The sequence below is a fragment of the Corynebacterium curieae genome, assembly GCF_027570035.1.
Lineage (GTDB): Bacteria > Actinomycetota > Actinomycetes > Mycobacteriales > Mycobacteriaceae > Corynebacterium > Corynebacterium curieae.
Window position 1 is genome coordinate 261039 of the sequence record NZ_JAKMUU010000001.1, and the last position, 20854, is coordinate 281892.

The 20854-nt window shown below is 56.7% G+C and carries 16 protein-coding genes; 11 read left to right on the plus strand and 5 right to left on the minus strand.

Features of this window, described 5'->3' with window-relative positions; genetic code table 11:
* Positions 1-24 precede the first annotated feature (24 nt).
* The 5 genes from L8V01_RS01250 (at position 25) to galE (ending at position 5422) form a co-directional block, all read left to right on the plus strand.
* On the plus strand, positions 25-1398 hold the full coding sequence (locus tag L8V01_RS01250; RefSeq protein WP_269945350.1) for an L-serine ammonia-lyase: 1374 nt from the start codon (positions 25-27) through the stop codon (positions 1396-1398).
* A gap of 145 nt (positions 1399-1543) precedes the next feature.
* Complete coding sequence (locus tag L8V01_RS01255) at positions 1544-2335, plus strand: helix-turn-helix transcriptional regulator (RefSeq protein WP_394371632.1); 792 nt, start codon at positions 1544-1546, stop codon at positions 2333-2335.
* Between the two features lie 181 nt (positions 2336-2516).
* Positions 2517-3530 carry a sigma-70 family RNA polymerase sigma factor gene (locus L8V01_RS01260; RefSeq protein ID WP_269945352.1) on the plus strand — a complete coding sequence of 338 codons (1014 nt, stop codon included), beginning with the start codon at positions 2517-2519 and terminating at the stop codon, positions 3528-3530.
* A gap of 225 nt (positions 3531-3755) precedes the next feature.
* Positions 3756-4433, plus strand: coding sequence for a metal-dependent transcriptional regulator (locus tag L8V01_RS01265; protein ID WP_269945353.1), 678 nt, complete (start codon positions 3756-3758; stop codon positions 4431-4433).
* A 2-nt stretch (positions 4434-4435) separates the two neighbouring features.
* Entirely contained in the window at positions 4436-5422 is a 987-nt protein-coding gene (galE, locus tag L8V01_RS01270) for a UDP-glucose 4-epimerase GalE (protein ID WP_269945354.1), read from the plus strand.
* A gap of 10 nt (positions 5423-5432) precedes the next feature.
* Here galE and L8V01_RS01275 read toward each other — a convergent pair whose 3' ends face one another.
* Positions 5433-6518, minus strand: coding sequence for a DUF4192 domain-containing protein (locus L8V01_RS01275; RefSeq protein WP_269945355.1), 1086 nt, complete (start codon positions 6516-6518; stop codon positions 5433-5435).
* 241 nt (positions 6519-6759) lie between these two features.
* Between L8V01_RS01275 and L8V01_RS01280 the strand changes: the two genes are divergently transcribed.
* Complete coding sequence (locus tag L8V01_RS01280; protein WP_269945356.1) at positions 6760-7824, plus strand: proteasome assembly chaperone family protein; 1065 nt, start codon at positions 6760-6762, stop codon at positions 7822-7824.
* A 34-nt stretch (positions 7825-7858) separates the two neighbouring features.
* The gene (locus tag L8V01_RS01285; protein WP_269945357.1) at positions 7859-10402 is read left to right on the plus strand and encodes a DEAD/DEAH box helicase; all 2544 of its coding nucleotides are present in this window, start codon (positions 7859-7861) and stop codon (positions 10400-10402) included.
* A gap of 85 nt (positions 10403-10487) precedes the next feature.
* On the opposite strand, the gene ahpD is transcribed toward L8V01_RS01285, so the two are convergent.
* Both ahpD and L8V01_RS01295 read right to left on the minus strand, forming a co-directional pair.
* Positions 10488-11012 carry an alkylhydroperoxidase, AhpD family gene (gene ahpD / locus L8V01_RS01290; RefSeq protein ID WP_269945358.1) on the minus strand — a complete coding sequence of 175 codons (525 nt, stop codon included), beginning with the start codon at positions 11010-11012 and terminating at the stop codon, positions 10488-10490.
* Positions 11013-11109: 97 nt separating this feature from the next.
* On the minus strand, positions 11110-11703 hold the full coding sequence (locus tag L8V01_RS01295) for a peroxiredoxin (RefSeq protein ID WP_269945359.1): 594 nt from the start codon (positions 11701-11703) through the stop codon (positions 11110-11112).
* Positions 11704-11863: 160 nt separating this feature from the next.
* Between L8V01_RS01295 and L8V01_RS01300 the strand changes: the two genes are divergently transcribed.
* The gene (locus L8V01_RS01300; RefSeq protein WP_269945360.1) at positions 11864-12808 is read left to right on the plus strand and encodes a hydrogen peroxide-inducible genes activator; all 945 of its coding nucleotides are present in this window, start codon (positions 11864-11866) and stop codon (positions 12806-12808) included.
* A gap of 104 nt (positions 12809-12912) precedes the next feature.
* Here the strand turns inward: L8V01_RS01300 and L8V01_RS01305 are convergent, their stop codons facing one another.
* Positions 12913-13821: a DUF2189 domain-containing protein gene (locus tag L8V01_RS01305; protein WP_269945361.1), complete on the minus strand. Its 909-nt coding sequence runs from the start codon at positions 13819-13821 to the stop codon at positions 12913-12915.
* Between the two features lie 106 nt (positions 13822-13927).
* On the opposite strand from L8V01_RS01305, the gene hrpA reads away from it, so the two are divergent.
* Complete coding sequence (gene hrpA, locus L8V01_RS01310) at positions 13928-17815, plus strand: ATP-dependent RNA helicase HrpA (RefSeq protein ID WP_269945362.1); 3888 nt, start codon at positions 13928-13930, stop codon at positions 17813-17815.
* Here the strand turns inward: hrpA and nrdR are convergent.
* Positions 17812-18270 carry a transcriptional regulator NrdR gene (gene nrdR, locus L8V01_RS01315; RefSeq protein ID WP_269945363.1) on the minus strand — a complete coding sequence of 153 codons (459 nt, stop codon included), beginning with the start codon at positions 18268-18270 and terminating at the stop codon, positions 17812-17814. The two genes, hrpA and nrdR, sit on opposite strands and share 4 nt — an antisense overlap.
* Before the next feature lie 730 nt (positions 18271-19000).
* On the opposite strand from nrdR, the gene lexA reads away from it, so the two are divergent.
* Together lexA and L8V01_RS01325 are read left to right on the plus strand one after the other, a co-directional pair.
* A complete protein-coding gene (gene lexA, locus L8V01_RS01320) occupies positions 19001-19705 on the plus strand; it encodes a transcriptional repressor LexA (protein WP_259886911.1) in 705 nt (234 codons plus the stop codon).
* A gap of 363 nt (positions 19706-20068) precedes the next feature.
* The gene (locus L8V01_RS01325) at positions 20069-20851 is read left to right on the plus strand and encodes a DeoR/GlpR family DNA-binding transcription regulator (protein WP_259886910.1); all 783 of its coding nucleotides are present in this window, start codon (positions 20069-20071) and stop codon (positions 20849-20851) included.
* Positions 20852-20854: the final 3 nt, after the last annotated feature.

Consider the following 20854-nt stretch of genomic DNA (forward strand, 5'->3'; position numbering starts at 1 on the left):
CGCAGAGGATTCAAGGAAAGAACAATGTTCATCAGCATCTTCGATATGTTCAAGATTGGCATCGGCCCCTCAAGCTCACACACCCTTGGGCCAATGAAAGCCGGCAAGGCATTCGTAGACGAGCTCAAGAAAAAGGATCTCTTTGACAAGGTCACCCGAGTTCAGGCAAACGTCTACGGCTCCCTCTCTCTAACGGGTATCGGCCACTCCACCGACAAGGCCATCCTCCTCGGTTTGGCCGGTGAAGAGCCAGAGACTGTGGACATCGACGGCATCTCCGAATTCATGAAGAACGTCCGCAGCAGCGAAAAGCTCATGCTGGGCGGCACCCATGAGGTGGACTTCCCCAAAGACGGTGGCTTCTTCTTCCACGACGAGTACCTCCCAATGCACGAAAACGGTATGTGCCTTATCGCCTTCGCCGGCGAAGAAGACATCCTGCACAAGACCTACTACTCAGTCGGCGGCGGTTTCATCGTCAAGCAGGAAGACTTTGCCAAGCGCAAGGACGTCAAGGTTGATATCCCCTTCCCATACGCCAGCGCCGCAGAAATGCTCGAGTTGTGCGAAAAGAACAATATGACCCTTCCGGAGCTGGGCTTGGCCAACGAGTTGGCCCTCCGCTCGGAAGAGGAAGTCACTGAGCATCTGCGCAAGGTCCGCGATGTCATGTACACCGGCATCGAGCGCGGCTCCTCCACCGACGGCCCTCTTCCTGGTTCCCTGCTCGTCCCCCGCCGCGCCGCAGCACTGAAGCGCCGCCTAGAGCAGTCTGAGCCACACGATGGTCTGAACATTCTCAGCTGGGTCAATATGTTTGCCTTGGCAATCTCTGAAGAAAATGCTGCCTGCGGCCGCGTTGTTACCGCTCCCACCAACGGTGCCTGCGGCGTTGTCCCTGCAGTACTGGCTTACTATGACAAGTTTGTTGAGCCGGTTACCACCGAGATGTTTGCGGACTACATTTTCGCCTGTAATCAGATTGCATCCCTGTACAAAATGAATGCTTCCATCTCTGGCGCTGAGGTCGGCTGCCAAGGTGAAGTTGGTGTAGCGTGCTCCATGGCTGCCGGCGGCCTCGCCCAGCTCATGGGCGCTACCCCAGAGCAGGTATGCATCGCCGCGGAAATCGGCATGGAGCACAAACTTGGGCTAACCTGTGACCCGGTCTTGGGACAGGTTCAGGTACCTTGCATTGAGCGCAACGCCGTTGCCGCTGTTGACTCCATTACCAGCGCCCGCATGGCACTCGAACGTGAGAGCAAGCCGTGCGTCTCTCTCGATGAGGTCATCTGGACGATGTACAAAACTGGTAAGGACATGAACGCCAAGTACAGGGAGACTTCACAAGGTGGCTTGGCCATCGCCGTTCACCCACCAGTACCGGTGTGTGGATAGAGTCCACCCTGTAAGGAAGCGATGAGCCGGGTGAGCACAGCGCTAAGCCGCTTGTGTTCACCCGGCTTACTTGCCACTATTCCCTCCTTCCACCGAATCGCTTCCGTGTGGTAAATTCTCTATAACCTGACAGGAATTAAAGGACATGCTTCAGCTAATGAATTTCCCTAGCGGTCATGCCTCCGATGAAAATTTCCTCGAGCAGTATATTCCCCTCGTCGAATTCCTCGGTAAGGCAATGGGCCCAAACACAGAAATCGTGCTCCACGATCTCGACGTCCCCGATAAATCCATCATGGCCATTGCCAATAGCCATATCTCCGGCCGTCAGCTCGGCGGACCCGTGACTGATTTCGCACTGTGGTTCATGAAACAGGGCGATGCAGCAGCAATTCCTATGATGACCGGCTACCGCGCCGTCAATGCAGAGGGCAAAATTTGCCGCTCTTCCAGTTACTTCATTCGTGACGATTCTGGGCATATGCGCGGCATGCTGTGCATCAATGTTGATGTCTCCGAATTAGTTCACATCCGCGATGCAGCCGCTGCGCTCATTGGCAACGCCGACGATCCTGCCTTTGATAAATCAAAGGCCTTCGGCGGCTACCCAGGAGCAGACGAGCAGCCCCAAGGGCCTGTCGCCGTGCCAGACCCGTCTCCAGACGATGCAGCGGCAGTAGAAGAGGCACCAAAAGAGGAAGTGAGTGAGTCACTGCGCTCCAACGTCGAAAACCTTGTGGACTCCATGCTGGATTCAGCTATTTCTAAGCAGAGCACACCGGTTAATCGTATGCAGCGCGATGAACGCCTCGAAGTCGTTTCAGAGCTCGAGAACACGGGCTTTTTCCTCCTCAAAGGCGGAATTGCGGCAGCAGCGGAGCGCCTCGGCGTCTCAGAACCCACCATCTACCGCTATCTCGTAAAAGTGCGCGGCTAATAGTTCCGCGGACTGGTCAACTACGGTCCAAATTTGTTCCCCGTGACGCATCTCCCCCGAAAAGGTGGGCTTGTGACATGGGGAACGCCTCGTTTTAGCGATTCTTTCCGGATTGGGAACTAAAGCTTCAAAGCTTCCGTTGTACTTTGTGAAACCGGCGACAAATTCAGGAGGCTTCACCATGACGAAGACATCTGCCAACACCGCCAAGGGCAATTCAACTGCCACTACTGATGAAGAACAGGAAGTAGATCGCGGATCTCGCCGCAACCAAACTAATGACAACCCCTCCGCCGACCTTGTTCGCGTTTATCTCAATGGCATCGGCAAAACCGCTCTATTAAGTGCTGAGGATGAGGTAGAACTCGCTCAGGCCATCGAGGTTGGCCTGTACGCAGAATACAAGCTCAATAATGCGGAAAAGCTCACTCGTGCAGAAAAGCGCGATCTCAAGATCCTTGCGCGCGAAGGCAAAAAGGCTCGTTCGCATCTGCTGGAAGCCAACCTGCGCCTCGTAGTATCGCTGGCAAAGCGCTACACCGGCCGCGGTATGCCGCTGCTAGATCTCATCCAAGAAGGCAACCTCGGACTCATTCGCGCGATGGAAAAATTTGATTACGCTAAGGGCTTTAAGTTCTCCACTTACGCCACTTGGTGGATTCGCCAGGCCATCACCCGCGGCATGGCTGACCAGTCTCGTACTATTCGCCTCCCCGTCCACTTGGTGGAGCAGGTCAATAAGCTTTCCCGCATTAAGCGGGAGATGTACCAATCTCTGGGACGCGAAGCTACAAATGAAGAGCTTTCGGAAGAATCCGGCATCGATGAAAACAAGATTGAGATGCTTCTACGTCAATCCCGTGACCCTGTCTCGCTCGATATGCCGGTAGGCACCGATGAAGAAGCTCCACTGGGTGACTTCATTGAAGATGCAGAGGCTACCGACGCCGAGACTGCAGTTGTTGCATCCATGCGCCATTCCGATATCCGGGGTGTGATTGACACCTTGGAGAAGCGCGAACAGGACGTCATCCGCCTGCGCTACGGCCTCGATGATGGTGTGCCGCGCACCTTGGATCAGATCGGCCGCCGCTTTGGCCTCTCGCGCGAGCGGGTACGCCAAATCGAGCGCGAAGTTATGGCCAAGCTCCGCGATGGCAACCGCGCTGACCGCCTGCGCGAGTATGCTCTTTAAACCACGCTAACCACTATCGGTGGTTACAGCCTTCCCCGAGCTCTCTGGTATTTATAGCCATGACGAGCTCGGGTTTCGGCGTTGATACGCCTTCGGCCTGACTCTAAGCGGCAAGCCTGGCCTTAATTACGCTAGTCTGGACGACAGAGTCTAGAAAGCGCTTTCCCCGCCCTAGCCGGGAAAGAAACGCCGCATAAGTGTATTCACACAGAAAGGTATGCCCACGTGAGGGACCTAGTTGATACAACTGAGATGTACCTTCGGACCATCTATGAGCTAGAGGAAGAAGGTATCACTCCCCTGCGCGCTCGCATTGCCGAGCGCCTTGAGCAATCCGGGCCCACAGTTTCTCAAACTGTGGCGCGCATGGAGCGCGATGGCCTCCTGCACGTGCGCACTGACCGCAGTTTGGATCTAACGGAAAAAGGCCGCGACTTAGCTACAGCAGTCATGCGCAAGCACCGCTTGGCGGAGCGCTTGCTTACCGACGTCCTTGGGCTCGACATCGCCAAGGTCCACGACGAAGCCTGCCGGTGGGAGCATGTGATGAGCGAGGAAGTCGAAAAACGCATGGTCGCTGTACTCGACGATCCGACCCGCTCGCCATTCGGTAATCCTATTCCTGCTCTTTCCGCATTAGGTTTCGATATTCCGCAGCCTGACCAAGGTACCCGCGCAGTGGACCTTCCCAATGGGCAGGAAGTGTCTGCCACCGTCATTCAAGTCAACGAAATCTTGCAGGTTGATGATGAGACCTTCCAAGAGCTAACCAATGCCGGCATCCGGGTAGGCGCCAAGGTATCGGTAGTCAATAACAGCGGCACAATTACCCTGTCAACGCCAGATGGCGGCAGCGTGGTGCTTTCCGACGACTTGGCGCACGCAGTGCGCGTGGAGGTATAACCATGAAACTTCTCGTTACCGGTGGTGCCGGCTATGTAGGCAGCGTCTGCGCCGCCGTCCTAGTCGAGCAAGGCCATGACGTTACCATCATTGATAATTTCTCTACTGGCAATCGCGATGCCGTACCAGGGGAAGCGCGCATCATCGAAGGCGACGTAGCAGACAAGGCGGCCGAGATTTTAGGGGAAGGCGGCTTCGAAGGCGTCATTCATTTCGCGGCACGCTCCTTGGTAGGAGAATCCGTAGACAAGCCAGATGAATACTGGCAGCACAATGTAGTCACTACCTTGAAGCTCCTCAATGCTATGCGTGAAAGCGGGGTCAAAAACCTCGTCTTTTCCTCCACCGCTGCTACCTATGGTGAGCCGGACCAGGTCCCGATTACGGAGGATATGCCTACCCAGCCGACAAATCCTTATGGAGCGACAAAGCTGGCTATTGACTACATGATTACCTCCTTTGCTCACGCCTACGGCTTGGGCGCTACCTCGCTGCGCTACTTCAACGTGGCCGGCGCCTACGGGAATATCGGCGAGAATCGCGAGGTAGAAACCCACCTGATTCCCATCGTGTTACAGGTAGCGCTAGGCCACCGAGATAAGATTTTCATGTTCGGTGATGACTGGGATACCGAAGATGGAACCCCGGTGCGTGACTATATCCATGTTCGCGACCTTGCCGACGCCCACGTGCTTGCCCTTAAATCCAATGAATCAGGAAACCACCGCATTTATAACTTAGGTTCCGGCGATGGGTACTCGGTCAAGCAGGTAATCGATATGTGCCGCAAGGTGACCGGACACGACATTCCTGCAGAGGTGGCCCCCCGCCGCGCCGGTGATCCAGCCACGCTCATTGCTTCCTCGGAAAAGATTAAGCGGGAGCTGGGGTGGAATCCTACCCGTACGGATTTGGAAACCATTGTCAGCGATGCGTGGAATTTCACCCGTCAGTTAGGCGATAAAGCTCACTCTGCCAAGCGCTCCTAGGCGATCATGGCTAGGCGGGGCTATCAACTCCGATCCCCGCTGCTTCGCGCGCTAGCTCGCACCCGTGGCACAGCCTGGTAATCAACCGCTTTCCCATACCGCTGCGATATCCCTGTGCGATGAGGCGCCCCAAATTATGGCGGGGCGCCTCTTCTACTACCACGGACAGAGCTGGTCCGGCATAAATTCCAAATTCTTGGGATACCTGAGTAGCCGCATACAAGGCCAAAGCGTTGTAACGGATTGTCCCGTGGAATGTACGCGCCACCGCTAGCAAGAGCGCACCGGCTTCTTGCGGCACCGCCAGGAGGTCTTTGATGACGAGGTCACGAGTCCACGTTGTAGACATCCACATAGCTGCTACGCAAAGCAACTCTTCATTTTCAAGCGCCTCCTCTAACGAGTCGACCTCGCTGAGCACATAGTGGACGTCATTGATAAGGTGCTCGACCACTTCCACTGGGTCTGTAGTCCCGTAGCCCTCCCCGGCGCGCATCTGCTGGGCCAGTTCTTCGGCACAACGCTCCATGGCACTGATTTCTTCCTCGGCAAAATACGGATTCGGGGCCTTGAAGCGCTGGACTAAGTCACTGCGGGTAAGTTCTGGAAGAAGGCCATTGTCCACGCATGCTCGCATAGAGTGACTGGTAGAAATCGCAGGGATGGTTCCTTCCATCCAGTCTTGTAGCGGACCCTCACCGGATTCTGTGGCATGACCAAAGATAAGGTCATAAGCGGTATCTGTGGATAGTTCTTCGGCAAGCCAGCAGGCATCGATGCCTAAGCCAGAACGGTCTTCAAATCGGTAGAGCGAGTACAGAATTTCCCAGAGTTCCGCTTCGCGGCGTTGAGAAAGTACGAAACAGAAAATGATTTCAGGATCGCCGCAGTGAAATGCATCCATCACCTCCTGCAGGGCGCCAGGCACATCGCCCAAGTTGAGGCGAGCTACAGGCCCAATGCTGTATCCACGTGGGCTGGGTTGGATGGAGATAAGGATTGCTGATTCGGCGGGAAAGAATCCAAGGATTCCAGGGATATTGGCAAGGATATCGCCAGGCGTACGGATGGGCTGAGTTGGTGTTGTGATGTTCATGGCCCCACCTTCGGCTACGAGTGCAAGCTTGTATAGGCCAGTTCTCTCTAACCCGTGGCAATCTGTGGATAGGTGGGGTGAAGGGGACGTCGCCAAGCAAATTGTCCACACCCCGCCTGGGTTTGCGCTGGCATTGCCCGGCGGTTTGAGGCACAATTGTATATTTAACCTCGCAGTGCGTGGGAATAGTAGGCATGCGCGCGGCGTTGGAGAAGGTAAGAAAGCAAGGAGGTAACACAACATGCACGAAGAAGATCGCCGCATGTATGAGTTGGAGTATCCAGCTCCGGTGATTCGGGATGATTCCGGTGATGGAAAAGGCCCCACCATGATTGTTGCCATGCACGGTTATGCAGACGCCGGCCAAGCCATCGAGGCCAGCGCGGACCATTTGAAGGCCGCGTTGGAGGGCCGTCAGCTGGCGTCTTTTAACTCTGATGAGCTGATTGATTACCGCTCACGCCGCCCGGCTGTCACGATTGATAAGGATCGCGCACTCGAAATCGAGTCCATGGATCTAGGAATAAAGGTATTGCGCGATAATTCCGGCAAGACCTTCCTGCTGTTGTCTGGCCCGGAGCCGGATATGCGTTGGGACGCATTTACCACAGCCGTAGTCAAGCTGGTGGAAAAGTTCAATATCGAAGACACCATCATGCTCTATGCCGCACCTATGCCGGTTCCGCACACCCGGCCCACGGTGGTAACGGCGCACGGCACGTCCTCCCGCCTAACCGAGCACATGCTATCGATGGATTCGACCATGATGGTTCCTGGTTCTGCCGCGCTGTATCTAGAAAAGGCCTTGGCGGATAAGCACCGGACCGTGGCTGGATATACCGTTCATGTGCCACACTACTTGGCAGCTTCACCCTATCCGCAGGCTACGTTCCAATTGCTCGACTCAGTAGCAAGGGCAGCACGCCTCAATATTCCTTTGGGCAGCATTGAAGCGGATATCTCCCGAGTAGAAAACCAGCTAGAAGAACAAGTTGGTGGTTCGGAAGAAATCGAAGGTGTAGTACAGCAACTCGAGCAGCAGTATGACGCCTACATGGAGCGCTACCGTAAAGAGCATCCACAGGCCATCATGCCCGGTGAGGAGCCCGTGCCCACAGGTGAGGAAATCAGTGAGGAATTCCAAGCTTTCTTGGCATCTTTGGATGAAGAAGAAAGCCAGCAGATTATCCACACCGAAATTGATGACCGGGAGGATGGCATCGAAGATGAGGGCTCACAGGCCGATGGCGGCGAGGATGGCCCTGGCCCCGCGCAGGATGACGGTGACTTAGGTGATGATATCTAACTAACCCGCCCCCATCGCCGCTAAGGTGGTGGGGGTGAAATTATCTCAGCTGCTGCCAGATTTGACGGAAGTACCCAAGTCCCTCGTAGACGAGGCGATCTGGGATACCTTTACCTCGTGGACCACCAGCCAGGGTATTAATTTGTACCCGGCTCAGGAGGAAGCTTCGCTCGGCATTTTGTCCGGCGATAACGTCATCCTCGCTACTCCTACTGGCTCCGGTAAGTCCATGGTGGCTAATGCTGCACACTTCATTGCCTTGGCTCGCGGCCAACGCAGCTTTTATACCGCACCAATTAAGGCATTGGTGAGCGAGAAATTCTTTGCCCTCTGCGATATTTTCGGTGCAGAAAATGTGGGCATGATGACTGGCGACGCCACCGTTAACGGCAATGCCCCCATCATCGCCGCCACCGCCGAGATTGTGGCCAATATTGCGCTTCGCGATGGCGCCGAGGCCAATATCGACCAGGTAGTGATGGACGAGTTCCACTACTACTCCGAGCCGGACCGCGGCTGGGCCTGGCAGGTGCCGCTGCTGGAGTTGCCCAAGGCGCAGTTCCTGCTCATGTCCGCCACCTTGGGTGATACGACTTGGCTGGAGGAAGACCTCACCCGTCGCACCGGTCGTGCCACTGACCTCGTCGCCGGCACCACGCGGCCCGTACCGCTGGACTTTTCCTATGTCTTTAGCGCGGTGCACGAGACCATCGAGGAACTCCTGACCGATAAAAAGGCCCCCATTTACGTGGTGCATTTCTCGCAGCGTGAAGCAGCCGAGCGCGCCCAAGCGCTCACCTCCCTTTCGGGGATCATCACTAAGGACGAAAAGGAAGCCATTGCCCAGGAAATCGGTGGTTTCCGCTTTACCACCGCCTTTGGCAAGGATCTATCCAAGCTGCTGCGCAAGGGCATCGGCATCCACCACGCGGGCATGCTGCCCAAATACCGCCGTCTAGTAGAGCGCCTGGCACAAAAGGGCCTGCTTAAGATCATTTGCGGCACCGATACCCTGGGTGTGGGCATTAACGTGCCCATCCGCACTGTGCTGATGACTGGGCTTGCCAAGTTCGATGGCCAACGCCAGCGCATTCTTAAATCGCGCGAATTCCACCAGATTGCTGGGCGTGCCGGCCGCGCCGGTTATGACACCGAAGGCACTGTGGTGGTCGAGGCCCCCGAGCACGAAATCGAAAACGCCAAGGAACGCCGCCGCATCGGCGACGACCCCAAACGCTTGAAAAAGCTGAAGAAAAAGTCCGCTCGTGAGGGTGAGGTTTCGTGGTCCGAAAAGACCTTCGCGCGACTTACTGAGGCGGAACCAGAACAACTGACCTCTCAGTTCCGCGTATCTAACTCCATGCTTCTTAACGTTTTGGCGCGCCATGGCAATGGCTACGAGCACATGCGCCACCTACTGCGAGACAATCACGATAATCGCAGCAAACAGAATAAGGACATTCTCACCGCTATCGATCTCTTCCGCGGGCTAGTGGATTCCGGCGTGGTACAAAAATCCACCAAGGGTGTGGATATTTACGGCCGTCCCTACCATTTGGTGCGGGAGTTGCCGCGTGACTTTGCACTCAACCAGCCACTGGGTCCTTTCGCCCTAGCCGCGCTCTCGCTGCTGGATCCGGAAGCGGAGACCTATAATCTGGACGTCATTTCCGTGTTCGAGGCTATCCTGGATGACCCGCGCCAAGTGCTCATCGCCCAGCAGAAGCAGCGCCGCGGCGAAGAGATTGCCGCGCTGAAGGCGGACGGAGTGGACTACACCGACCGCATGAATATCGTGGAGGACATCACCTGGCCAAAGCCACTCGAGGAGCTTTTGGACCAAGCCTACGATACCTTCGCTGAAACCAATGCGTGGGTCAAGGAATTCGAGCTGCGTCCCAAGTCCGTGGTGCGCGACATGCTTGAGAACGCCATGACCTTCTCGGATTTGGTCGCAACGTACGGCTTGGCCCGCTCCGAGGGCGTGATTTTGCGCTACCTGACCGACGCCTGGCGCACCCTTAAGCAATCCATTCCCGATGAGTACAACACTCCGGAGCTAGAGGACATCGTAATTTGGCTAGGAGAGCTTATCCGCCAGGTGGACTCCTCGCTTGTCGACGAATGGGCGCAGATGGCCGGCGAAGACTCCCCCATCGACCAAGATACGGTGGACCGCGAGCTGGCCTTTGGCGTGGAGGACCCCACCGCGCTCACGGCCAATCGCCGCGCCTTTACCATCATGGTGCGAAATTACATGTTCCGCTTGGTGCAACTCTTCGCATTGGAAAAGGAAGACCGTTTGGCGGAGTTGCTCGATTACCTTGACGAGGTGCCGGACTTCGGCGCTATCCTCGATGACTACTTCGATGAATATGATGACATCGATTCCGGCCCCGAGGCCCGCGGACCGGAGTTCTTCCGCTTGGGCGATACTGACTCGCGTGCGTGGTCCGTACGCCAGATCATCAAGGACCCCGCCGGCGACCATGCTTACCAGTTCGTCGCTACGATAGACCTCGATGCCTCCGATGATGCCGGCGAAGTCCGTCTAGCAGACCTGCGCGTGGAGTACTAGCCAGCCAAAACGACAAAGCCGCCCTGGCTGCCACGCCCCGAGGAAGGGGACGTCGGCAAGCGCAAGGGCGGCTATAGGCCGGTTTTTAGCGGGCGGCCTCAATCTGGACGGCCTGTGCCACAGCCTGGACAACGGCCGCAACCTTGACGGCCTCCCAGACCTGCTCCTTGCTCAGGCCGGCCTCGTTGAGCTCGTGGGCGTGGGCACCCAGGCAGTGCTCGCAGCCATTGATGGCGGAAACTGCGGTATTCCACAGCTCAAAGTTGGCCTTTTCTACGCCTGGCTTGGAGATGATGTTCATGCGCAGGCCGAACTTAACCTGTGCGTAGTCATCGCCCAACCAACCCTTTGCGCGGTAGGCAACGTTGTTCATAGCCATAACGGTAGCTGCGCCGTAGGCTGCCTCGATGGCCTCCTCGGAGAGGTGCTCCTTTGCTTCTTCAGCGATTTCAGACAGCACGGTGTCATTGCGGGTTGCGGCAGCCGATGCCAGCAGGCAGCCCCAGAGCTGCTCCTCATTGAGGTCCTTGGAGCGGGTCAGAGCGCCCAGGTTGAGCTTCTGGTCCTTGGCGTACTCCGGCAGGGAGGACTTCAGATTATCAATAGACATAACTTTTCTCCTTTGCGGTTTTGATAGGAATTTTCTGCACTGGATTTAAAAGGAAACCCCGCCACGAAAGCGGGGCAAACCTGCATCTCAGTGAGATTTAGAGTGCGGACTGAACGACGTCCAGCTTGTTGATGTTCTTGGTGGGGTCGTTCTTCTCCCAGTTACAAGCGCAGACCTCTTCGGACTGCAGGGCGTCGAGCACGCGCAGCACCTCGTCTACGTTACGGCCAACAGCATCCGGGGTAACGGAGACGAACTGGATAACGCCATCTGGGTCAATGATGAAGGTAGCGCGGTCAGCAACGCCATCAGCGTTTTCTACACCCAGTGCGCGGATGAGGTCGTGGCGCACGTCGGAGAACATTGGGAAAGGAACTTCCTTCAGATCCGGGTGGGTTGCGCGCCAGTTGAAGTGAGCGAACTCGTTATCGGTGGAGCCGCCGAGAATCTGGGTATCGCGGTCCTGGAATTCCTCGTCCAGCTTGCCAAAGGCAGCGATCTCGGTCGGGCAGACGAAGGTGAAGTCCTTCGGGTAGAAGAAGACGACCTTCCACTTGCCCTCGTACTTGTCTAGGGACACCTGCTCGAAGTAGTCCTCCGGCTGGTTAGCGTTGACGTCGTGCAGGTCACCACCGGTCAGGGCGGTGAGGTTGAACTCTGGGAACTTCTCGCCGACGGTCAAAATAGGCATAGTCTTCAACTCCTTTATCAAAGGCTTTTCCTCTAAGTTTCCTGCCGCTTGCCGTACAAGCAGCGGGGCCGGACCGCATCCGGCCCAACACGATCAGTTATACCATCTTTTCCGCTCGCGTCAATAGCAAATCCTATAGGTAAGTGTTAGAGTAATAGGCATGCATAATAAAGAGTATCGCCCTACACTTGCTCAGCTGCGTACCTTCGTCACCGTTGCGGAAAACAAGCACTTTGGTACCGCGGCCGCCAAACTCGACATTTCCCAGCCCTCCCTCTCCCAGGGCCTCGTTGCCCTCGAACAGGGATTGGGCTTGCAGCTTATCGAGCGCTCCACCCGCAAGGTCATCGTCACCTCGGCCGGTGAGACCCTCCTCCCCTACGCCAAGGCAACACTTGAAGCAGCCGATACCTTCCTCGCCCACGCTCGCGGCGCCAACGGCACCCTTGCCGGCCCACTGACCATCGGCGTTATCCCCACCATCGCCCCCTACATCCTTCCCGATTTGCTCTCCATGCTTGCGGAGGCTTACCCGGATCTCGAGCCACGCTTCGTCGAGGAGCAAACCCAGCACCTCATTACCCGCCTGCGCAACGGTAACTTGGACCTTGCCATCATGGCCCTTCCTTCCGAGGCCACCGGCATGATCGATAGCCCGCTCTACACGGAGAAGTTCTCTATTGTTTGCCCGCCCAATCACCCCATCGCCGGCCGCGAGGATGTCGAGCTTGCGGAGCTTAAGGACCTAGATTTGCTGCTGCTTGACGACGGCCACTGCTTGCGCGATCAGGTCGTAGATCTCTGCCGCCACGCCAATATCAACCCTGCCGAGGCCACCAATTCCGTCACCCGTGCTTCCTCCCTGACCACCATCATGCAGCTGGTCATGGGCGGGCTGGGCTGCACCCTCGTCCCAGAATCCGCCCTGGCAACCGAATGCCACGGCAAGGATGTAGCCGTAGCCCACTTCGCCCCCGACGTCACAGCCGAGCGCGAGGTCGGCCTCGTCTTCCGCTCCTCCGCTGCCCGCAGCGAAGAATTCCGCGAATTCGGCACACTCATTACCTCCGCCTACAACAAGGCGATAGAGCGCTCCCAGCAGTAGCCGCAATCGGCAGTGCACACTGCCGCTAGTTGCCACTGGGCGTCGCCAAGCACGCCAAAGGCCACCGTCCCGAGCGGGAAACGGTGGCCTTTACCTATCTGGTGCTATACCTGCGGGAGGGTGTTGCGACCCGCGCACTGGCGGAACATGTGCGCTTGCGCCAATACTGTGACCGGATAAGCCACGATGAGGCCGATACCCAAAATCAAGCAACCGGCGATGATGATGAAAAAGTTCAAAACTGCCAGTAGCAACATTTGACCGTAGTTATTCTTACCTGCTTGAAAGCCCTTCTTCACGGCGTCACCAACGCTATCGCCATCGGCCGCGAACCATTGCATCAGCGAGAAGAATGGTTGGATAAAGAAGCTAATGAGCAAAAGCACGCCCATGATGCCCATGACGCTTAATACTGCCGCAGCTGCTTCGTCCTCCGTCATATTCTCGGCGTCGTTCAGCAACCCATAGACAGTTCCACCTACTGCAGCGAATCCAATGAGGCTCGCCACGGCCCCGATGACGAGCATGATGACCAGCGGCTGCCACCAACGCACGTTCTTAAACAGGTAGCCCCAACCAGTACGAGTGTCATCAATCTGGAAAAGCGCTAGGCGCATAATTACCACCGTCAATACAAGACTTAGGACAGTGGAAATGAGCTGAGAAACCGAAGAACCCGCGGTTGGCTCCTCCGAACCGGAGTAGTTCGCGGCATTAATGCCGCCAGCAATGGCTACAAAAACGATGCTTAGAACAAAAAGCGCTAAGGCTCCTAGGATCCACAGCTTCCAATTGCCAAAGACAGTCCTAAAAGCCCAAGAAACAGCATCTACTGCGGAGACCTTACCGGTAAACGGCCGCTGGCCTGCTTGGTAGCCTACATAGCCTTGGGTGTTTTCTTCATGGCTGCCGCCATAAGACGGAAGCTGACCGTAGTTTGGTCGGTCCTCGGGGTGATCGGTCGGTTCGTAGCGCGGAAAATCATCATTTCCACCCGAATACGGGTTCGTCATAACCGGGGTTCCTCCTTAAGGAATGCGAATCAGTGCATGGATAAGTATTTTCACTTTAACAACTTTTTCCTCATTTCTGGCGGGCAGGTAAACTCTGTGCCTAGTCATGACTATGAATGAACCCCCTTCCCGCGATGAACTTTTCGCTGCACTCGACAATGTCACCCTCTCTGAAGCCCGCTCCTTCCGACGCCGCTTGAAAAAAGCGCGTGCCCCAAAGGCATTGCAAGAAATCGGCGCTGATATCCATGCCGCCGCTGAGCGCGTCGCACTTAACGACGCCGCCGTTCCCACCATCACCTACCCCGACGCTCTCCCCGTCACGGCCCGCAAGGACGATATCGCCGAGGCCATTCGGGATAACCAGGTAGTCATCATCGCCGGTGAGACCGGTTCTGGTAAGACCACTCAGATCCCAAAGATCTGCCTTGAACTGGGTCGCGGCCGCCGCGGGTTCATCGGTCATACCCAGCCGCGCCGCATTGCAGCGCGCACCGTGGCAGAGCGCATCGCCTCAGAATTGGACCAGAAAATCGGAGAGTCCGTCGGCTACGCCATTCGTTTCGATGACCGCGTCTCTGAGACTACCGCCGTCAAGCTCATGACCGACGGTATCCTGCTCGCCGAGATGCAGCGCGATCGCTTCCTCAATAAATACGACACCATCATCATCGATGAGGCCCACGAGCGCTCCCTCAATATCGACTTTTTATTGGGCTATCTCAAGCGTCTTTTACCCAAGCGCCCCGACCTCAAGGTCATCATCACCTCTGCCACCATTGACCCAGAAAGCTTCGCCGCCCATTTTGCTGACGCCGACGGCAACCCCGCCCCCATTATCGAGGTCTCCGGCCGCACCTACCCTGTAGAAATCCGCTACCGGCCCCTCGAGTTTGAGGCCGGCGGAAAAGTTGTGGACCAAGATCCGCTCGACGGTTTGACCGAGGCCATCGAGGAGCTCATGCGCGAAGGCGAAGGCGATATCCTGTGCTTCTTCCCCGGCGAGCGAGATATCCGCGATGCCATGGAGGCCATCGAAGGCAAGAAGTGGAAAAACGTCGAGGTCACTCCCCTCTTCGGCCGCTTGTCAAACCAGGAACAGCACCGCGTGTTTAGCGAGCACCGCGGCCGCCGCATCGTTTTGGCCACCAATATCGCCGAAACCTCGCTTACCGTACCCGGCATCCGCTATGTCGTCGATACCGGCACCGCCCGCATTTCGCGCTATTCCACGCGCACGAAAGTCCAGCGCCTGCCCATCGAACCGATCTCGCAGGCCTCCGCCAACCAGCGCTCCGGCCGCTGCGGCCGCGTAGCCGAAGGCATCGCCATCCGCCTTTACAGCGAACAGGACTTTGAAAGCCGACCCGAGTTCACCGACCCGGAAATTCTGCGCACCAACCTTGCCAGCGTCATCCTGCAAATGGTTTCGCTCAAGCTCGGCGATATCGAAAAATTCCCCTTCATCCAGCCACCCGAGCACAAGGCCATTCGCGATGGCCTCACCCTCCTCCACGAGCTCGGTGCCCTCCAAGACAAGAAAGATAAGCCGACGCTGACCACCATCGGCCGCGATCTCGCCCGCATCCCCCTAGATCCCCGCATGGCCCGCATGCTCATTGAGGCCAATACCAACGGATGCCTCGATGATGTCATGGTCATCGTCGCCGCCATGACCATCCAGGACGTCCGCGAACGCCCCCTTGATTTCCAGGCCCAGGCCGACCAAGCCCACGCCCGTTTCAAGGACAAGACCTCGGATTTCTTGTCCATGCTCAAGCTTTGGGATTACATTAAGCAAACCCGCAACGAACAATCCGGCAATAAATTCCGCAAGCGCATGAAGCAGGAATTCCTCCACTACATGCGCATCCGCGAGTGGTTTGACTTGGTGCGACAGCTCAAGGACGTCGCCAAGCAGCTGGGCTGGACCTACCAGGAAGGCACCGAGCGGCGCTCCGATGATATCCACATGTCGCTGCTGTCGGGGCTTTTGTCCAATATCGGCGCCCGCGACTGCAATTCCAAGGAATTCCAGGGCGCGCGCAACACCCGTTTTCTGGTATTTCCCGGCTCGGCCTTGGCAAAAAAGCCGCCAGAGTTCCTCATGGCCGCGGAGCTGGTGGAAACCTCCCGGCTCTGGGCACGCGATGTTGCCGCCATCGATCCTTCCTGGGTAGAAAAGCTCGGTGCCAACCTGCTCAAGCACAACTACTCCGAGCCCACCTGGTCCCGCAAACGCGCAGCTGCCATCGCTCACCAGAAATCGACACTCTACGGCGTGCCCATCGTGGCCGACCGCACCGTGCCTTACCACCGAGTTGATCCCGCCGCCGCCCGCGATATGTTTATCCGCAACGCCCTCATCGCCGGTGACTGGAATACCCACCACGCCTTCTTCAAGGCCAATGCTCAAGCGCTTGATGACGCCGCCACATACGAAGAAAAGGCCCGCCGCCGCGGCCTCATCGTGGACGAAGACACACTCTTCGATTTCTATGACCAGCGCATCCCCGCAAAGGTAACCACTGGCCGCCACTTTGACTCTTGGTGGAAAAAAGAGCGCCGCCGCACACCTGAACTGCTGGATTTCGATCCAGCTAAGCTCATCGATGACTCCCACGACGTCACTGAAGAGTCCTTCCCCGACCACTGGCGCAAGGGTTCCGTCGACTACGAGTTGACCTACAGGTTCGAACCCGGCGATCCTCTTGATGGCGTCACCGTGATGGTGCCAATTCCTATGCTCGCAGGCTTGGATACCGAAGGGTTCGACTGGCTCGTTCCCGGCTTGCGTCTCGAACTCGTTACCGAGCTTATCCGCAGCCTGCCCAAGGCACTGCGCCGAACGGTGGTTCCCGCGCCCGAATTCGCCGAGCGCGCCATGGACCGCCTCATTCCTTATGAAGGGGCTATCACCCAGCAGCTTGCCGACGTCCTCCGCGAGCTCGGCGGCCAAGGCATCAACGCCACCGACTTCCAGCCCGGCAAGCTGCCTGCCCACCTGCGGATGAACTACGGGGCGATAGACAAACGTGGCAAAATCGTCGACTCTGACCGAGACCTAGCGGCACTCATTCGCCGCCAGGCCGGGCACATCAAATCCTCCGTGTCCCGTGTCTCTCGCACCTCCGAGTCCACCGCTGTTAGCGAATGGACCGACGATACTCTAGGCGCAATAGATGACACGGTCACTACCACCGTCGACGGCCACGAAGTTACGGCCTACCCCGCCCTAGTCGCCACCAAAGATGGCGTCGAGCTCAAGGTTCATCCCACCAAAGCCGCCGCAGACGCCGCGATGGTTACTACCACACTAACCTTGCTCATGCGCGAAATTTCGGTCAACCCTCCGCAAATGGTCAAGGGTCTACCGCTACAACAACGTGTAGCCGTTGACTCCTATCCGCACGGCGGTGCCGATGGCTTGGTCAACGACGCCCGCGTCGCTGCCATCCGCGATCTTATGCTAGAAGCCGGCGGACCGGTCCGTACTCCCTCTGCATTCCAGAAACTCAAACACACCGTCAAACCACAGGTTTCCGGACGTGTGCGTCAAGCCGTAGTAGCAATAGCGCCTGGACTCGCCGAATATTCCAATCTGCGAGCGGAACTCGCCCACTGGGATGGTCCTGCAATCGATGACATGCGTGAGCAATTAGACTTCCTCCTACCGCGTAACGCCATCACAGTCCATGGCATGTCGCATCTACGCCACCTGCCTCGCTATATCCAAGCTATGCGAATACGCCTCGAGGATATGAACCTTGACCCAGACCGCGATGCAGACCGCCAGGCCGAAATCGACAATGCCAAGGCCTACTTGTCCAACCGCCTGCGCAGCCTACCGGCCGGCCGCGAAAAGACGCGGGAGGTCAAGGACGTGCGCTGGATGATAGAGGAACTTCGGGTTTCCCTTTTCGCCCAACGCCTCGGCACAGCTCATTCGGTTTCGCTCCGCCGCATCCAGAAGGCGGTGGACAAACTGCGCTAGAAATCCTCGCGGTCGCGCCTCCGCATGAGCCGAATCTCGGATTCAAAGTCATCAGCGCTTTCAAACGACTTATACACGGAGGCGAAGCGTAAATAGGCCACCTCATCCAGGTCACGCAGTGGCTCCAAGATGGCCAAGCCAATTTCATTCGCGTTAACCTGCGAGGAGCCATGACCGCGGACGGTCTCCTCCACTTCTTGAGCCAGTTTCTTCAGAGCATCGTCACTAACGTCTCGCCCCTGGCAGGCGCGCCTCACGCCGCGAATCAACTTATCCCTGCTGAAAGGCTCTGCCAGACCGTTTCGCTTCACCACGAGTAGTACGGCCTTTTCAACCGTGGTAAAACGCCCCTTGCACGAAGCACACTCGCGGCGGCGGCGAATCGAGGCTCCAGCATCGACCACACGCGAGTCGATGACGCGGGACTGCTCATTATGGCAAAAGGGGCAATACACAGTGATCCTTTCGCTGACGTCGTTACGCCAGTAGTTTACTCACTTCCATGTCTATGCGGCCACTGGGCTTCGCCCCCACTGCTCCTCTTAACGCGATACTGCAGCTTCAACATGCTGCACGTCAGAAGCGGGCGGATGCGGCGCATTGCTGCCTTCCGCTCCAACTAATCCACCTACCAACGTGCCCACAAAGACCGCGACACCAAACACCGCACCTAATATATAGTTACCTGTGTTCGACCTAACCGCGCTGCTTCGTCCCCTTTTCGATATATTCTTGGAGCCCTCAGCAGCCGTACGATTCGAACGATATGTCGTTCGACTTTCCACCCGGAGAGTTCGAATATGTCGCGAATTGGCACCGCCATTCGCACTCCGACCGTCGTAATGAGCCACATCCCAGACAGACGCAGAGGGAACCACCACAGATCCTACAGAGTTACGATTTACCAGGTCATTACGAGAATTGATAAGCAGAGACATAATTTTCCTTTCGACGACTATGCCTACCGTAAGAGTCCAACACGACACACACCGTTAAACAGTCGTCATAATGTTCGATTTAGTTGGCACGTTCGATTTATAGCACCGCTTCGAACGTTTGTCCATCCCTGTGCGTAAATCTCGAACATCTGTACTTTTCGTGCTACAAATGACATGTGGCGATTTTCAACGCCGCCAGCTAACAGACCGCCGATAAAGCCATCCGAACCCTTCCTAGGAGCCAGTAATGGGCCGCAAGCCAAAGAAGACCACCGAGAAGACCGATTACGCTTCCCTATCCGATCGCCAACGACGAATCCTCAATGTCATTAGTGATGCCGTGATGCTGCGTGGCTACCCACCAAGCATTCGCGAAATTGGTGATGCAGCAGGGCTACAGTCCACGTCCTCGGTTGCCTATCAGCTAAAGCAACTGGAAGAGAAGGGATTCCTACGTCGCGATCCGAATAAACCGCGTGCTGTTGATGTCCGCCACCTCAATACCGACGATGGTGCGAAGAAGCCCGGACGCAAGCCTGCCAAGGCAGAGCAGCCAATACCAGAAGACGCAAGCGCCGTTTCCTATATTCCTGTCGTCGGACGCATTGCGGCCGGTGCCCCCATTACTGCCGAGGAAAACGTTGACGCCTACTTTCCTATGCCGGACGAGGTAGTCGGCGGGGGCGACCTTTATATGTTGCAGGTGGTTGGCGATTCCATGCAGGACGCCGGCATTCTCGATGGCGACTGGGTTATCATTCGCTCCCAGTCAGTAGCCGAGGAAGGCGAATTCGTCGCGGCCCTGCTGGATGGCTCTGAAGCCACCGTTAAGGAGTTCCACCGCGACTCTTCCGGTGTATGGCTACTTCCACACAATGATGCATACGCGCCAATCAACGGCGATGACGCCGAAATTATGGGAAAGGTCGTCTCCGTCTTCCGCAAGCTCTGAGGGAATATCAAGTCCATTATTTTTATACCCCGCAGGCCGTCTTTAATGACGTCTGCGGGGCCCATTTTTGTCAAGCCTCAACGCGAAAGCGACCTTCATTTGTTCACCCCCATTTTGGCACCTAATTGGACTCGGACACCAAAAGAGACGCAAATCCCAATTTCCCACTTTTGCTTTTGAACAGGTGTTTTGGTGTCAACAATCTATAACATAGCTGTGCAAATTTTTGCTTTAGTCCGTTTATTACCGATTTTTGAGACAATGGTTTAAGCAAAACAACATCGCCAGATTTTCATTTCCGCTAAACGCGGTGGCGATTCACCCCCGCGCCACGCAACGATGTTTTAGGTCCAAGGAGGAATCATGTACGCAGAAGAGCGGCGTCGCCAAATCGCTTCTCTCACCGCGGTTGAAGGCCGTGTCAACGTCACCGAGCTATCAGAACGCTTTGAAGTCACGGCCGAGACCATTCGACGAGACCTTGCTGTGCTGGACCGCGAGGGCGTCGTCCATCGCGTGCACGGCGGCGCGGTAGCCTCCCAGTCATTCCAAACTGCGGAGCTTACCCTAGATACCCGCCAACGTTCTGCCTCTGGGGCCAAGGCCGCCATTGCCCGAGCGGCCCTTGACTTTCTGCCCCGCGGCGGCGGAAGCATATTCCTTGATGCAGGCACCACCATCAATGCGTTTGCCGAGCTCATTGGGCAGCAGTACCCTCAAGCTCAATTTAATATTGTCTCCAATAGCTTGCCCATCGCTTTATCTTTGGCAGGCAACGGTGTACCGGACGTCCAGCTGCTTGGCGGCACCGTCCGCGCTATTACCCAGGCCGTCGTCGGCGATACGGCACTGCGCACGATGGCACTTATGCGCGCCGACGTCGCTTTTATCGGCACTAATGCCCTTACCCTGGATCACGGCTTGTCGACGGCCGACTCACAAGAGGCCGCCATCAAGTCCGCTTTCGTCACCAACGCCCACAAGGTCGTGGTGATGTGCGATTCCAGCAAGCTGGGCAATGATTATTTGGTCAGCTTCGCCGCAATCGCAGACATCGACGTCGTCATTACTGACGCTGCCGCCCCCGATTCCTTTGTAGAGGCGCTGCGCGAGCGCGAAATCGAAGTCGTGCTCGCCAGCGAATAACAC

Bases quoted from the DNA above. Each gene is read 5' to 3' on its own strand.
- L8V01_RS01260 (WP_269945352.1), top strand. From the start codon at position 2,517: ATGACGAAGACATCTGCCAACACCGCCAAGGGCAATTCAACTGCCACT.
- L8V01_RS01305 (WP_269945361.1), bottom strand. From the start codon at position 13,821: ATGACGAACCCGTATTCGGGTGGAAATGATGATTTTCCGCGCTACGAA.
- L8V01_RS01250 (WP_269945350.1), top strand. From the start codon at position 25: ATGTTCATCAGCATCTTCGATATGTTCAAGATTGGCATCGGCCCCTCA.
- hrpA (WP_269945362.1), top strand. From the start codon at position 13,928: ATGACTATGAATGAACCCCCTTCCCGCGATGAACTTTTCGCTGCACTC.
- galE (WP_269945354.1), top strand. From the start codon at position 4,436: ATGAAACTTCTCGTTACCGGTGGTGCCGGCTATGTAGGCAGCGTCTGC.
- L8V01_RS01300 (WP_269945360.1), top strand. From the start codon at position 11,864: ATGCATAATAAAGAGTATCGCCCTACACTTGCTCAGCTGCGTACCTTC.
- L8V01_RS01275 (WP_269945355.1), bottom strand. From the start codon at position 6,518: ATGAACATCACAACACCAACTCAGCCCATCCGTACGCCTGGCGATATC.
- L8V01_RS01280 (WP_269945356.1), top strand. From the start codon at position 6,760: ATGCACGAAGAAGATCGCCGCATGTATGAGTTGGAGTATCCAGCTCCG.
- ahpD (WP_269945358.1), bottom strand. From the start codon at position 11,012: ATGTCTATTGATAATCTGAAGTCCTCCCTGCCGGAGTACGCCAAGGAC.
- L8V01_RS01255 (WP_394371632.1), top strand. From the start codon at position 1,544: ATGCTTCAGCTAATGAATTTCCCTAGCGGTCATGCCTCCGATGAAAAT.
- L8V01_RS01325 (WP_259886910.1), top strand. From the start codon at position 20,069: ATGTACGCAGAAGAGCGGCGTCGCCAAATCGCTTCTCTCACCGCGGTT.
- lexA (WP_259886911.1), top strand. From the start codon at position 19,001: ATGGGCCGCAAGCCAAAGAAGACCACCGAGAAGACCGATTACGCTTCC.
- L8V01_RS01295 (WP_269945359.1), bottom strand. From the start codon at position 11,703: ATGCCTATTTTGACCGTCGGCGAGAAGTTCCCAGAGTTCAACCTCACC.